Source organism: Aeromonas sp. ZOR0002 (genome assembly GCF_963866995.1).
Taxonomy (GTDB): domain Bacteria; phylum Pseudomonadota; class Gammaproteobacteria; order Enterobacterales; family Aeromonadaceae; genus Aeromonas; species Aeromonas caviae.
Map to the genome: position 1 here is coordinate 14,403 of NZ_CAWMFQ010000304.1, position 15,275 is coordinate 29,677.

The window sequence follows — 15,275 nt, forward strand, 5'->3', positions numbered from 1 at the left end:
CTTGTTGAATATTATCGGGTTGAGGTGGTAGTGCTGGTGTTGTTGTTGCGGTTGTTGGATTCAGATACCGCAACCACAGTTACCAGCGCAGCAGCAGCACCCACTGCAATAGTGGTACCAGCCACACCCGCAGCAGCGCCGCTCGCACCCGCACCTGCAGCACCGCCAGCTTCTTCGACAGCCATGGCATTAGCAGAGACAGCCAGCAGGGCGGCCAAAACAAACGCAGTCTTCTTCATGTTATCTTCCTTTTTGTTGACACAGCTAAAACATAATACTGAGAAGGTTAACGCTCTCAGTCTTATCTAGTATTACTCAAAGGAGGCATCAATTGAACCTTCAATTTCGCCTCCCTGAATATTACCAATCCCTTATCGATTATCTGCAGCCGGATCAGGCTTTGGTTTTATCACTATAGCTATATTGATAATATCCGTAATTACCGTAATAACTGCTGGCTTTCTTTTCTACCGCGTTGAGCAGAATACCCTTGATGGCCACGCCATTTTGCTCGAAGCGACGAATCGCCACTTCCACCTCTTTCACAGCCGTCTTGGCAAAACGAGCCACCAGCAAAGACGCCCCGACATGCTGGCCGACGATGGCCGCATCCGTGACCGCCAGGATCGGCGGGGAGTCGACAATGACAAAGTCGTAATGTTCGGCGGCCCAATCCAGCAGCGCTTTGAAGCGAGGATGCATCAGCAATTCTGAGGGGTTAGGTGGCACTGCACCACGACAGACAAAATCGAGCCCGTCAAAGCCAGTCTTGCTGATCACCTGCATCATCTCGCTTTGACCCGCCAGATAGGCGCTCAAGCCAGCCCCCATCTCTTGCCCCATGACTTTCTGCATATAGCCCTTGCGCAAGTCCGCATCGATGACCAGTACCTTCTTGCCCCCCATGGCCAAGGTGGCAGCAAAGTTGGTCGATACGAAGGTTTTACCGAGACCAGGACCAGGGCCCGAGATCATGACGATGTTGTTTTTGGCCTCCATCATGGCGAAATGCAGGCTGGTACGCAGACTGCGCAGCGACTCCAGCGCCAGGTCGGCCGGATTACGGGCGGCCAGCAAGGCTTCATTGAGAGCCATCGCTTTTCGACCTTTCTTCTTCTGCTGCTGCTCTATCTTGGCCTGATCTTCGGAATAGGGAATCGTGGCGTAGACGGACAGCCCCATCTCTTCCAACTGTTCGGGGCTCTCGACACCCCGGTGGAATGCAGCGCGCACCAGGATAAGGCCCACTGACAACATGCCTCCAAGCAGCGTCGCCAGCACCACGATCAGCGGCTTCTTCGGCTTGACTGCCCGGGTTTCAACTGCGGCATCATCGATGATACGCACATTGCCGATGGTCCCCGCCTTCATGATATTGAGCTCTTGCTGCTTGTTGAGCAGTTGGACGAAGATCTCCTGGCCCACTTGCACATCACGGGTCAATCGCAAGATGTCCTGCTGGGTTTTCGGCAAGCGCTTGATCGACTTGTTGATGTTGTTCTTGGTGTTGATCAGAGTCTGACGCTTCTCCATCAAGGCGATATAGGCCGGATGCTGACGGGTATAGAGCTGTTGCAGCTCGGCTTCACGGAAGGTCAACTCATTGAGCTGTTTCTCAATCCCGACCATGGTGTCCAGTGCCGCTTTCGCTTCGAGCGACAGATCAACCGACTCGTTCTGTTGACGATACGTATTGAGCAGCTCTTCCGAACGGTTCAAGTCATCTTTGACCTGGGGCAGATGGGTCTGCAGGAAATCCAGGCTCTTCTGGGCTTCTTCGGTCTTGCGCAGCACGTTCTGCTGGAGATAGTTCTGGCTGATGTTATCGAGCACAGCACGAATGCGCCCCTTGTCTTCCCCTTCCAGCGCCAGGGAGATGATCCCGGTATTCTTGCCCTTCTCGCTGACCTGAAGATCCCGCTGCAGCTCGCCAATCACATCCAGCAACGGCTGCTTGACCAGGGTAAATTCCTGGCCATCTTGTGCGGCAACGTCTGCGACGAGCAGGGTCACATCCTCTTTTTCCAGCAGCTTGCCCACCTGCCCTTCGAGCACCCGACCTTCCACCTCCAGGGTAAAACGGTTTTCTCCGGTCAAGGTCAAGGTCAAGGGGGTGCCAATCAGCTCGGGTGCCACCTCAAAACGACTAATCGCCATCTTGGGATAGGGCTGGCCCATCAAACGAGACACACCACGCCCAACCAGCGGGAAGAAATCGGGGGTCACCACGGTATCAAGATGGAGCTCTTGCACTGTGCGGCCAAGCACCATGCGCGAGGTCAAGAGTTCTATCTCGGCGGCGGCATCAGCCTGTTCGCCACCCAGCACATCGGCCATGTCACCGAGAAGAGCGGTGCCGCTGGCCTTTTTTTCCACTTGCAGCAGGGCATTGGCCTTGAAGACTGGTGTCGCCAGCAAGGCGTAAGCAACACCCATCATCATAAAGAAGCCGGTGATACACACAATCCACCAACGGCCATCGATCAGGTAGCCCAGAAGGCGCCCCAGATCGATCTCATCGTTCTCCACCGCGGCACTGTTTTGCCGGGACGAAACAGAAGAAGTCGTCATTACACAGAGTCCATTTTTATTGTCAGATAAACCCGAACACAGGCACAGGCTGTGGTTACAGTTTTTTTACCCAGGCATCGGCCCCACGCACCAGCAACTGGTAAACGTGCTCGTAGGCTTCCCGGCTGAGGCGATAGGGATCTGGCACCTCGCACTCACCCACCCAATGGCCAAAGAGCATGGTCTTGCCGCGGGCGCCAGGATCAATGGCGGTCACGGCGGAAATATGCCCTTTCTCCATGACAAGGATGAGATCGGCCTCCTGACACAACGCGCGGTTAAGCTGTCGCGCAACATGTCCCTCCAGAGAAACCCCATGTTGCAGGGCTACGTCGCTAGCGACCTGATCGGCAGGCTTGTCGACCAGGGCGCTCACTCCGGCAGAACGGATATCACGGCCGGGCAAACGCTCCCGCAGCAGACGCTCACCTGTCGGGGAACGACATATATTGCCCACACACACGACGAGAATTTTCTCAAACATATTACTGTCACTCTTTCATCTTCAACCCGATGCCAAGGGCCCCGAGTCAATATCCATTGACTGTTACCAGTTGCGAACCCGCAACATACCTTCCGTCAACTCGTTAAAGCCAGTGATGGAGGGAACCAGTTGACTCAACACGCGGTTCCAGCGCGTCACAGGTGCGGTAGTCACATACACAACGTCATAGGGTTGCAACGCAAACTCCGTCCCCATCACCAGCGCAGTGGCGTCACTCAAATCAAGTTGATAGATGGCGGCTTTCTGCTGTGACTTGCCTGCCGGGCGCAATACGAAGATGCCGGTCGCATTGGCGGCATTCTGGTTAAGGCCCTCGGCACTGCTTAGCGCTTCTGTCAGGCTCATCCCCTCACGACCAATGGTCAGGGTCGATGCCTTGTTGACCTCACCCATCACAAAAACTTTCTGGGCATCGTTGCGCGGCACGTAGAGCATGTCGCCGTCACGCATCAGCTGATTGTGAGAGAGATCCCCATACTGAAGCAGGTCCTGCATGGAGAGCGGGAACTCCTTGCCCTGGCGGGTCAACACCACATGGTGCCAATCTGCGGTCGGGGTCAGCCCGCCAGCCAGATTGAAGGCATCGAGCAGGGTCATCGGCACATTGGTGATGGGCTGGGCGCCCGGCTTGGTCACCTCACCGGAGATATAAACCTTCTGGGAGCGGAAAGCAGCAATGCTCACATCCACCTGCGGGCTCTCGATAAACTGGGCCAGGCGCTTGGCGATATCGGTACGGATCTCTGCCACAGTTTTCCCCACCACGGCCACCTTGCCGATATAGGGGTAGAAGATGGTGCCATCGGCGTGGACCCAGTTGCCCGCTTCGCTGGCACTGCGGTAAGAACCAGCCGGGATGGTCAACTCGGGGTGATCCCATACAGTGACATTGAGGATGTCGCCCACACCAATCCGGTACTCGTAACGGCTGATCTCGCTATTGAGCTCGGGGTTGGCCTTGCCCACCACCGGCGCCTTGCGCATCTGGCTGATCAACGCCGGTGTGACCGGATAGACATCTGCCAGCTGATCAACATCAACGGAACCTGTAGCCACCTCGGTTTTGCCACTGGTGGAAAGATTGGTACCGGGCACCACAGTGCACGCACTGAGCAGGGCCACGGCCGACAACAGAGGAATGAGCTGAATCCTTTTCACTACCACACCTTATTAAGCTTGCCATCAAGAACTGAACGGAAAAATCGCCGTATGATAGCGGAAATTACAGAAAATACTGAGATAAATTCCCAAGGAATCACTTATTTCCTCAAGAAACTACGGTATACAGACTTACGAAGATTGCCAGGCAATAGCCTTACTGGGACTCGCACAAGAAGATTTTTACAAAGTTGTAACTCACTTATAAACCCAGATTTATAAAAACCCATCTGTGCAGAAACTTCTGAACAAACGTATTTGAAACCACCACGCCGAATTTCCATTCCATTACCGGTTCTGGCATAAACAAGCACCTCGGGTATATTGGCAGTAATAGCGCCATTATTTATCATTCTCGCCCACAATGCGTAATCCTCATACAAATAGTTATCTTGATAACTACCTGACTCTAGAACATACGATTTTTTATACATTACAGACATATGGTTGAACGGATTTCTCTGTTTAGCATATGCGCATATTTCAGTGTGTGATGTAGGAACTTTTCTTAGTGCATGTGTCTGTGCAGGTTCATGATCGAATTCAGACACCCAAGAGCCCAATAAACAAACATCAGGGTGATTGGAAATATATTTAATTTGTTTTTCAAATCTATCCGTTGCACAGATATCATCACTATCAAAACGAGCAATCCAATCATAGGAGCAATACTCTATACCATGAGAGAGCGCGCGTCCTAAGCCACAATTAGAACTAAGCCGAACATCTTTAATATTAAGATTTTTTTTAAACTCAAAGATTTCATTGTCTAGTTCAACACCAATTGGACCATCTACAACAAGTACCACTTCATCAGGGACAAATGTGGACTTACATAAACTATTTAGCGCCTCACGAAAATGCATTGGATTGTCATTTTTATAAACAGACATTAAAACAGAAAATTTCATAACGTAACCCACTATCTATTTCGCCCTGAAAAAACTAGACGCAACATGAAATGTCACTTTTCTCGCAATAAATATATCAGCCATATCTTTAATACTATTTAAGTCAGCAATAGAAAGATACCTAGGACTACTACTCCCATAAGGAAAGTCAATAAATCTCAAATTAATCCCCCTATACTCCAAGGGATCTACGCAGGATTTGAATAACATCTGAAAATAATGTTCATCAGCACATGATGTATATTTATATCGTCTCAGATACTCTTTGTCCATAACACTATAAAATAAATCCATATGCTGTCTACTAATAGTAAACCATTGACTGCCGATATGAATTTCATCTTCATCAAAGTTAGAGCGCTTGACGCCAAGCAATGATTGAACTTTTATAAAAACTGAGGATAGCGCTCGAACAAAAAACTTTTGTGAAAAACGAGACTCTCGCCAAAAATTAAATTTGTTAATGCGCCAAAAATATTTTTCCCTATCATCTCTAAATTCAATAAATGATAACCCTGAATACTTTGTAAGATAAGATTTAAAACTCTCAACATTGAGTACAATATCTTCACCACTTAATAAACAACAATAGTCAAAACATATATTATTAACATAAACAAAATCAATCATTTTCAAAGTAGCTTGAACTTGAGAAAAACCAGACCAAGATACAGAGATAGGGTTATCAATAATAAAAACCTGAATACTATTATAATAGTGTGACCTAAGCAAAAAATTTAATTTTCTATTTTTCCCATCAACATGTATGACAACCTTATCAGATTCGGATAATTTAAGTGAATCAACGAGAAATATTACTTGTTCGAGATTTTTATGACACTGGATAAAATAGACAATATTCACAATTTGTTACCATTATAAATTTCAACATCTTCTGCACTGGGTAATGAGAATCGATCTATGTAGCCAACTTCCTCTAATAACTCCACCATATAATACCCCGGATAGACATTGAGAATAGGGAATCTATAATAGTATCCAGGCAACATCAGCTTATAAAGCGCGAATAAAATTGCAATTATTGTAAAGCCAGTGACTTGAATTTTCTTCGAAAAAAGATTAAAAAAACTATAATAATAATACCCATATAGAATGAATACAATCGGCATCAATACTCTAGATGGGACTCCAGGAAGGGCTGATAATATGAGCATAGACATACAAAATAAAAATACTGATGGACCATACTCCCATCTAATCCCCCTACATCTCAATATAGGATCAAGAACACATAGTGGTAATATATAAATTATTTGTTTGACTGATTTAACCAATTCATTTTTGATAAGATCATTTTCGTTAAGAAAGTATAAAACATACCCTATTTTATCAGTATTTATCAATGCATTAATCGCAGACAATACATTATATGAAAAGAATGTGAATATAAATAAAACACTACATGCAATCAGAGCCTTTTTATAAGTTCTGACTTTTAAAACAAACTTTGTTACAAAATATACAATAGGAGATGTCAAATGAAAAATGCAGCCAATGATTAACCAGAAGAATTTTTTCCGTGGTTCAAAAATAGCAAATATTACAAAAAATGATGCGATAGCTTGTCTCTCTATCGTGAGCATTGCAGTAAATTTAATGAAAAGCAAGATCCACAATAACAATGCTAGCTTACTATACAGGTCATACAATGGAGAAATCGATATAAGATATATAAGAAGTGCCATAAAAATGGCAATATATATTGCCTGTATTAAATATGGCATTGGCTGATCAACAACTATCGATAGAACATAATTAACTACTGGCAGACCAATCTCTATGCCACCACCAAACACAAATAAGGCTTCATAATTCCCGTGTAACAAATCTAAATAATTACTATAATATGTTGTAAAATCATCCTCTCTGATAAGGAATTTCTGAACACTAACTTCATTTACTATGTGTGACAGAACCAATATTACAAAAAACAAAGAAAACATGATTTTACTTCGTTCTTCTCTGTTGTTAACGATCAAAATCAACATGATAGAAGATAATACGTACGACAATAGAGGAAACAGCAGTAATGACAACAATACAAAAAAAAGCATCATCAAGATAAATTTATTAGCGTTTATGTTCAACCCCTCCCCTCCCAAGCAATATAACGAGAGCAACAACTTATAATTACTGCATTTGCATTTCACAAATATGATGAAAAAGTTCTACCTGCCTAAAAATTACAGCACCAAACTCGTCATTTAACTCCCCTAAATCCAAAACAAAATTACTCACCGATTTGTTATGAACATAATGGTATTGGGTTGAGTTTGCGATTCCATATAAATTTATCGTATACCCTTTAGCTATAAAACCACTCACACACTCTTCAGCAATGACATTAGCTTTTAAATCAACCCCCTCCACTTCCCCCCAATTAAAACTATCTCTAGGATGTGGAATCACGACATCCTCATTGCCAAGCGAACTCAGAAAAGAAAATCTAACTTTCTCTGGAGACTTATATATCTCATCAAAATGTGGACATAAATATATATTCACATATTTTTTATCTGACAAACAATTAATATGATTACTTTCAGAATAACCAAGATAAATCTGTTCAACATTTCTTATAATGTTTGGCAAATGATTAGTAGAGTAATGGCATTGAATTCTATCTTTTATATCATCAATATCTTTTATTCTATTACCCATAAGGAAATATTTTATTTTCACTCTTAATGATAACGATTTATAGACGTAGAAGATAGAATTGTCTACATAATTTGCCGTGCCATCATCAAAGGAATAAAAATTATCAAAGTTAAATTTTGATATTATCGTATGAATGAATGGGTCATCAATACTAGAAAAAAATATATTATAACTTTTCCTTTTAATTTTCATGCATTTTTTTAAAAATGCAACCATCTTAAGTTGACTGAGAAATCTAGATATAAAACCATCACCACTTACTATATAATAATTGTCAATATATTTAGTTAGAATTGTACGTTCTCTATCTGAACATCCTTCAGAAAGATAAACAAAAACAACGTCCTTTATACCTTTACGCTCAATTATGACACTAGCAAAATACACTTGAAATATTGTTCTACAAATAAATAAGTTCATATAGTCACTTATAATTTAATTGAGATCTATTTTAGCATTATAGGGGTAAGCCATGAGAAACCACACACTCGCAAAGCAAGCAACCAAGTTGCAATAAAGCGTATACACATAGAAAATGCAAATGCTATTGATACACCAACGAGGCCATAAAACTCCATAGCATATACCATAAGCATAATATTTAATATGCCACATGTTATAGTAACCAGCGACAATAGTCCTGTACGTTTTTTATAAAAAAGATAATTTGTTACCATTAAATACATTCCTGTAAACGCTTGCCCCAAACAGAGCCAACCAATTAGACCTGTTGCTTCAAGGTATTCATCACCGACAATAAACTTGACGACATATGGCCCCACCCAAAAAGAAAGTATACCTAGAAAAAAAACCACAATGAAATATAAATAAGTGAATCGCACGAGATTATTCAGCTTTGTAATATGATTCTCAGCTAAAGTCCTAAATAACCAAGGAACAAATGCTTTATTGATAGCATCAAATACAACTATCATGCCAAGGCTTAACTGAACCCCAACCATATAAATGCCTGCGGCAGCAACCCCTAACTTATCACTAATCAAGACTCTGTCTATGGAACTTAATAAAAATATTCCTATTACATGTGGAATCAATGGAACACCAAACATTAATGCATCTTTAATATAATCAAGTCTCACTTTCGTTAAAGATAATAAACCTTCTCTATACAGGGCACTAACACTAATTACTACATAAAGCACGCCTGTTATACTCATTGCATTAATTCGACTAACAGCGCCCTGCTTGAATGAAAATAGCAGTAGTAGTGTCACAAAAAATAGAAAAATGCTCTGACTTACTTGTAATAAACCATACTTAAATGCTTCCTCACGAATCTGCCACTGACCTAGCCTTAGCTGGATAATGAACGTACAGCTAGAAACAAAAATTGCCCACAATAACCAATCATGAGGAATATGCAACAATTTACTTAACAGTGAATGCATCATCAAAAAAACAATAAATAAAGCGCCACTACTAATAAATAGTATATGGAAACAAGCGCCATTATATTCACTCACACTCTGACTTGTATTTTTATCATAAAAGAAACGATTAGCAGAACCAACTGAATTTAGGCCAGTCAACGCTAGTAAACCACTAACTAACGTTTGAAACATAGCAATCTTACCATATTCATCGGGTGATAAATTATTAGTGAGAATGGGTAGTAATAAAAACGGAACAATTGCATTCAAGATATTTGACAACAAATATACCGAGGATCTTTTCAACAAGCTCATAGGAATAACCAATATAGACCATCAGGTAAAGTCATAAAAATCTTTATATCCAGAACTAGAGTTCAATAAAAAATTCTTTATCAAATACATAGCTGTATTACATACAGACTTCTTATAATATGGATTGCTCGCCAGTCTGATTTTGTTAAGAAAATCACTATTTTGACTCATGAGAATTGATTTTGAAATATCATCAACTGTACAAGCACAATCAATAACTGAGGTGCCACGTACACGTCCCTTTTGCCTATCCCCAATATTAATAGTAGGAACATGCAACGAAGGAACTTCTATAAGTCCGGAAGATGAGTTTCCTAGCAAACCAATACTATTTTTTATTAACGCCAAGTATTCTTCTGGCTTTACAGAAGTAATAAATCTAGCAGAGTTTTTCTCACAAAAGGATGTTATCCTTCTCGTTATTTCATAGGAACCCGTATCAGAGTTAGAACCTATGAAGAAAAACTCATACTTATCAGTAAACAAATTCAATGCATTAAGCAAATGTTCAACTTGTATCGTAACTGAAACAGTAGACAGCGTTTCAGGATGAAAGACGACCATAAAGTATGGTTTTTCAAACAGACCAAAACGTTTTTCAAGGATCTGTCTTGATGGCAATTCCATTAATAGAGCATTTTCAGCCCCCAGAGCACCAATATTAAAGACTGAATCAGGATGCTCCCCCATCTGGATTATTCTATTACGGTACTCATCAGTCGATGCCAAGTGAAGCCGACTCATCTTTGTTATAGCATGACGAATAAACTCATCATAATTACCTAATGTCTTTTCCCCACCATGTAAATGAATAATTGGTAAATTATGCATTGCAGCAGCTATAGCAACAGATAGAATTTCATATCTATCACCTAATATCATCACAGCATCAAATTTATGATTTTGAAAGTAATCACCAAACGCCATTTGGCATAAAGCCATAGATCTCAATACACTAGCATTACAATCATTTTTTATGTCAATATCAATCAACTTGTCAATTACAAAACCATCATTCTCGATGACTTTATAAGTCAATCCATATTTAGAATCACAATGCATTCCTGTGGCTACAATCGATAACTCGATATCAGGGTCTACTTGTAAGCTCTTCAGTAATCGCTTCATTATTCCATATTCAGCGCGAGAACCGGTTACATATAGTATTTTTTTTTTCATTACAGAACCTCTAAAATGTCTTGCTCAAGCTGCTGATAACCCGATGCGGAAAAATGTAAGCCATCGTTAGTGAAATAATCATACAGGTTGCCAAATTCATCATAAAAAGACTTTGATAAGGGCACCCAAGTAACGAACTTAAACTTTTCGCTGTTCTTCATCAAAGTTATATTCAAATCATTGATGATTGAGTTATTCCTTTCAATCCTGCCACGAACAGGTGGTATTGACAGAAAATATATTCTTGCCTCTGAATTAACACTATGTATCAGCTCAATAATTTTATCTGTCCATGTGATTGTATACTCGGGTGACCACTCATCAAGGACAATATCATTTGTACCAGCAAAAAGTAATACAACATTACCAACTTTGACATTTGAAATATTATCAAATAAGAAATGAAAGCAATCTTTGCTATTGATGCCCGCAATTCCCAAGTTATTGATTTCACGGCCACCTAGAGATTTTACATTCCAGTAATCAAAAATAGAATGCCCGATTAATGTTATAGGAGAACAATAATGGAGCTGATGCCTTTTTTCATTTATACGTCGACTAACTAGTTCATTTAACGACTCAGCTTTATTAATTTGCGATTGAATTGCAATTGCCAAATCAAAATCAACTCGTTCATCTATATCTACCGAGTCTCTTTTATTCATTATATAAGCTATGCTGTCTTTTCCAAAAAAGTGCTTCTTTTTAAAATACGCAGTAACCTTACCAATAAAAATAGCTCCGTTAGGAGTGTACTCCTTACTATCTTGACGGCGATAATTGCTAAAATCTAAATCAAAGTTTTTTAGTGTCAAATCAGAATCGATTGGCTTAATTAAATCCGAACTTTTATTACTTTCCGTTACCGACACTAAAAAATTAGCATCACTTGATTGCTCAAACTGATTAACCGCATCTCTAATATGTATAAAACTTCGAAATGGGGAAGTCGGTTGTAATAGCATAAAGTAATCAATAGCATTTACATCACAGCAATGTGTAAGCACATCCTTTATCACCATATATGATGTGGCTGTATCAGATGCAATCTCTGAATTTCTTATATGAACTTCAGCACCGTAGCGTTCGGCAATAGCTTTATATTCCAGAGAGTCAGTGGATACAATGACTCTCGCAAAAATGCCTGATTTTAACGCGGCTTCTATTGTATATGCGATTAAAGGTTTATCTAACAACATTAAGATGTTTTTATTAGGCAATCCCTTAGAGCCAGAACGCGCAGGAATAATGGCTATTTTATTGAGAGTCAATTAATTACACCTCTTGATTGATGAATCTTGAATCTTGAATTAACTCATCTTCGCTAAAGTCTCGTTCAGCAGTTTTACCTAGAAGGTCATACCAAGACATAGGACTAATGCCATTACCAGGTCTTTTTGTTGTGATATTATCAATAGTAAAAATATCACCCGTCTTTATTTCACACTTAGCTACGATTGATTTTCGAGCGACAATTTTATTTTTTCTTTCTGAATTTGTAACTAATTTCTCAAAACTACCCAAAGCTTTCTCAACAGCACGAATCCCTTCACATAGCAATTTCAGCTCGCTTGGAGTAACTGAGGCTTTATGGTCTGGCCCTTCAAAGTTTTTATCTAGGGTAAAGTGCTTTTCAATAAATGTAATGCCATAAGGAACCGATGCAATTCCGGCAAAATATCCGGGAGAGTGATCTGAAAAACCAATTTTATATTCACCGAAGGTTTTTTTGAATCCAGCAATAGAATTCAAATTAACATCTTCAAATGGTGTTGGATACTCCGTGTTACAATGTAATATTGTGATCTGTTCTGGAGCCACTCCATTTTTGGCCAATACACTAAGTGCAACTTTAATTTCATCTACAGTTGCCATACCAGTAGACAATATTATCTCTTTATTAGCAATTTGCAATTTAGCAATTTTTTCGAGATAAGGAAGATTTAATAATTCACCTGATGGGATCTTCCACATTCTTTGATTTCTTGAGGCAAGAAAATCAATAGAATCAAAATCAAATGGTGTTGAAAATACATCCAGGCCTAATGATAAAGCATATTCCTCTAGCTTAATAAACTCGTTATATGGCAACTCTAACTTACGAGTCATTTCAAGTTGAGACTCGCTATTACCTGTAACCTTGATTTGATATTCTGCTTTAGGTGCAAACTTTGAGATCAATTGATCAGCTTTGAATGTCTGAAATTTTACTGCATTGACACCTGCATTTTTAGCTTCATCAACCATTTTTTTGGCCAAATCAAAATTACCATTATGATTACAGCCAATTTCGGCAACAATATAGATTTCGTTCATTAAATGATTTCTCTCAATAAGCGGGTTGGTGAACCAGCGACAACAACTTTATCTTTAATATTTCGAATAACAACAGAGCCTGAACCAATTATACTATGTGAACCAATCGATATTTGCCCATTAACAACTGTACAACTACCAACAAAAGTCTGCTCGCCTACACATACATCTCCATTCAAGACTACATTTGTTGAAATATTGGAGCAGCAACCAATGTGATTGCCATGTTCAATGAGAGATCTCGTATTGACAACAACGCCATCTTGTAGCTTCGAATCTCGATTAACAATGCACATTTTACCTATGTAAATTCCACAACCTAGAGAAACATGTTGCGAAATCATAGCTGTTGGATCTATAACATTAATTAGCCGTAGACCTTTGTTACGTAACAAGCATAAGAATGAATATCTTATTTGTGGTTCCCCAACACCAATAAAGTATACATATTGATGTGGGTTATCAACATGCTCGAGATCATTGGCGATAATTGGATATCCTTGATGTGTTCCATTTTTAAAAGTATCAATGAAACCAACCAACTCGAACTGACTATAATCGACGCTATCAATTATCGATTTAGCAAAGCCACCAGCACCAATAACAATCAATTTTTCCATATAACATTCAACATTTTTTGTTTGAATTTCAACTCTATGGCTAGAAGGCTATCGCCCCATCCCAAACAGCACAGTCTTGACTGTCAGCAGCAAGATCTTGATATCCAACATCAGGCTTTGATGCTTGATATAGAAGATATCGTATTTATGCTTCCACACGGCATCTTCAATAGATGCCCCGTAAGGGTAGCTGACCTGGGCTAGGCCGGTAATGCCGGGCTTGACCGCATGACGGAAGCGATAGTACGGAATAACGGCTTCCAGCTCTTTGATAAATACTTCCCGCTCGGGTCTTGGGCCAACCAGAGACATTTCCCCTTTAAAGACGTTGATCAATTGCGGTAGTTCATCAATACGGGTCTTGCGAATGAAACGGCCAACACGAGTGACTCGGGCGTCGTTCTTGCTTGCCCATTGAGCACCATTTTTTTCGGCATCGTTTCGCATAGAGCGGAACTTGATTACGTCGAATTCCTGGTTGAACAGGCCAACCCGGGCTTGACGATAAAAGATGGGACCAGGTGATTCCAATTTGATGGCCAGCGCAGCAAGCAAGCCAATGGGAATGGCAACCAGACTGAGCGCAATGGCAGAGACCAGATCCAGCGCACGCTTGACAATGCGATTGGATGGACGGGAGAGGATGGAGAAAGATTTCATGTGCAGGAAGTAGCCGCTGTGCAGCAACTCCACTTCAGTGCGGCCGAAGCGACGGTCCAGATAACTGACCAGCGGTTCAACGTAGGCGCCATACTTGGTGGCCAACACCAGCATTGCGGCCAGTTCATCGGGAAGGTCACCACTCTTGTAATGCACAAGGGTTTTGCCTTTTAGCTGGGACATGTCCGTCACATTGAAATGCAACGTGAACGGATAATCGGCTAGCACTCGCTCAATAAGAGCCTTGTCACTATCACTACAATACACATAAAGCTCATCACTTTTCATGTGAACTCGCTTCAGCTCACGTATGAGATGACCAATATCTTGTGAATGAATCTTCTCTGTCAATTTTTCATTCGCTGCGTTCCATAATGCAGCACTGCTGTTGATTTTATTATCCATTTCCCTTTACTCTTTAATTTTAATATTCCGAAAGGCAAATATTTTAATTATTGTGTATGCCTTCCATGCAACCTCATGCAACCTCATGAGCAGTTATTTCGTTATTGCACGTGATCTAAGTATCTGAATGATAATAATGTATTGCAAAAACACATTTTTTGTGCCTTCATTCAAATATATGTGTCAAACATGTGCCTAATCTAAAGCGGCTCTGACAATCTACTGCTCAAGTACCAGACTAGTCGGCTATAAAAACAATATTGTCATTAAATGATGACGTAGAGCATTGAATAAAGTAAGCTACCGCCCCTGAGTTACAGCTCCCAGTACGCTCGCAGTCGATATATTGTTTAGTTTGCCAAAGATTTATGACCGTTCTGATCCTGCACACCTTTGCAAACAAGACAGCGAGACGCTCGTTATGCTTACTTTATGGTTATAACCATGATCATGTTGAGCCTATTAAGCGCAAGAAGATACAAGATTAATTTTGAATCGGCGGGGCGATTTTACCTATGCTTTGCTCAAAAGGGTAGTCAATCTGGTCTAATCAGTTTTTGAT

At 40.9% G+C, this 15,275-nt stretch carries 14 protein-coding genes; all 14 read right to left on the reverse strand.

Features of this window, described 5'->3' with window-relative positions:
• Positions 1–11: 11 nt before the first annotated feature.
• Positions 12–239 carry a hypothetical protein gene (locus AACR77_RS16740; protein WP_081999251.1) on the reverse strand — a complete coding sequence of 76 codons (228 nt, stop codon included), beginning with the start codon at positions 237–239 and terminating at the stop codon, positions 12–14.
• Positions 240–393: 154 nt separating this feature from the next.
• The gene (locus AACR77_RS16745) at positions 394–2,571 is read right to left on the reverse strand and encodes a polysaccharide biosynthesis tyrosine autokinase (protein ID WP_042877744.1); all 2,178 of its coding nucleotides are present in this window, start codon (positions 2,569–2,571) and stop codon (positions 394–396) included.
• A gap of 55 nt (positions 2,572–2,626) precedes the next feature.
• Positions 2,627–3,055 carry an arsenate reductase/protein-tyrosine-phosphatase family protein gene (locus AACR77_RS16750; protein WP_042877746.1) on the reverse strand — a complete coding sequence of 143 codons (429 nt, stop codon included), beginning with the start codon at positions 3,053–3,055 and terminating at the stop codon, positions 2,627–2,629.
• 63 nt (positions 3,056–3,118) lie between these two features.
• The gene (locus tag AACR77_RS16755) at positions 3,119–4,234 is read right to left on the reverse strand and encodes a polysaccharide export protein (protein WP_081999252.1); all 1,116 of its coding nucleotides are present in this window, start codon (positions 4,232–4,234) and stop codon (positions 3,119–3,121) included.
• 101 nt (positions 4,235–4,335) lie between these two features.
• A complete protein-coding gene (locus AACR77_RS16760; protein WP_081999253.1) occupies positions 4,336–5,145 on the reverse strand; it encodes a glycosyltransferase in 810 nt (269 codons plus the stop codon).
• Between the two features lie 15 nt (positions 5,146–5,160).
• Positions 5,161–6,009: a beta-1,6-N-acetylglucosaminyltransferase gene (locus AACR77_RS16765; protein WP_162513456.1), complete on the reverse strand. Its 849-nt coding sequence runs from the start codon at positions 6,007–6,009 to the stop codon at positions 5,161–5,163.
• Entirely contained in the window at positions 6,006–7,109 is a 1,104-nt protein-coding gene (locus tag AACR77_RS16770) for an EpsG family protein (protein WP_162513455.1), read from the reverse strand. The genes AACR77_RS16765 and AACR77_RS16770 overlap by 4 nt, the downstream gene beginning before the upstream one ends.
• A gap of 187 nt (positions 7,110–7,296) precedes the next feature.
• Positions 7,297–8,247, reverse strand: coding sequence for a glycosyltransferase family 52 (locus AACR77_RS16775; RefSeq protein ID WP_081999256.1), 951 nt, complete (start codon positions 8,245–8,247; stop codon positions 7,297–7,299).
• A 26-nt stretch (positions 8,248–8,273) separates the two neighbouring features.
• A complete protein-coding gene (locus AACR77_RS16780; protein WP_042877783.1) occupies positions 8,274–9,533 on the reverse strand; it encodes a lipopolysaccharide biosynthesis protein in 1,260 nt (419 codons plus the stop codon).
• A 21-nt stretch (positions 9,534–9,554) separates the two neighbouring features.
• The gene (gene neuC, locus AACR77_RS16785; RefSeq protein WP_042877754.1) at positions 9,555–10,712 is read right to left on the reverse strand and encodes a UDP-N-acetylglucosamine 2-epimerase; all 1,158 of its coding nucleotides are present in this window, start codon (positions 10,710–10,712) and stop codon (positions 9,555–9,557) included.
• Positions 10,712–11,983, reverse strand: coding sequence for a cytidylyltransferase domain-containing protein (locus AACR77_RS16790; RefSeq protein WP_042877756.1), 1,272 nt, complete (start codon positions 11,981–11,983; stop codon positions 10,712–10,714). Before AACR77_RS16790 ends, neuC begins: the two co-directional genes overlap by 1 nt.
• Before the next feature lie 4 nt (positions 11,984–11,987).
• Complete coding sequence (gene neuB / locus AACR77_RS16795) at positions 11,988–13,028, reverse strand: N-acetylneuraminate synthase (protein WP_042877757.1); 1,041 nt, start codon at positions 13,026–13,028, stop codon at positions 11,988–11,990.
• Positions 13,028–13,648 carry an acetyltransferase gene (locus tag AACR77_RS16800; RefSeq protein WP_052224718.1) on the reverse strand — a complete coding sequence of 207 codons (621 nt, stop codon included), beginning with the start codon at positions 13,646–13,648 and terminating at the stop codon, positions 13,028–13,030. Before AACR77_RS16800 ends, neuB begins: the two co-directional genes overlap by 1 nt.
• Positions 13,649–13,696: 48 nt before the next feature.
• Positions 13,697–14,713 carry a sugar transferase gene (locus tag AACR77_RS16805; RefSeq protein WP_042877760.1) on the reverse strand — a complete coding sequence of 339 codons (1,017 nt, stop codon included), beginning with the start codon at positions 14,711–14,713 and terminating at the stop codon, positions 13,697–13,699.
• Positions 14,714–15,275 lie beyond the last annotated feature (562 nt).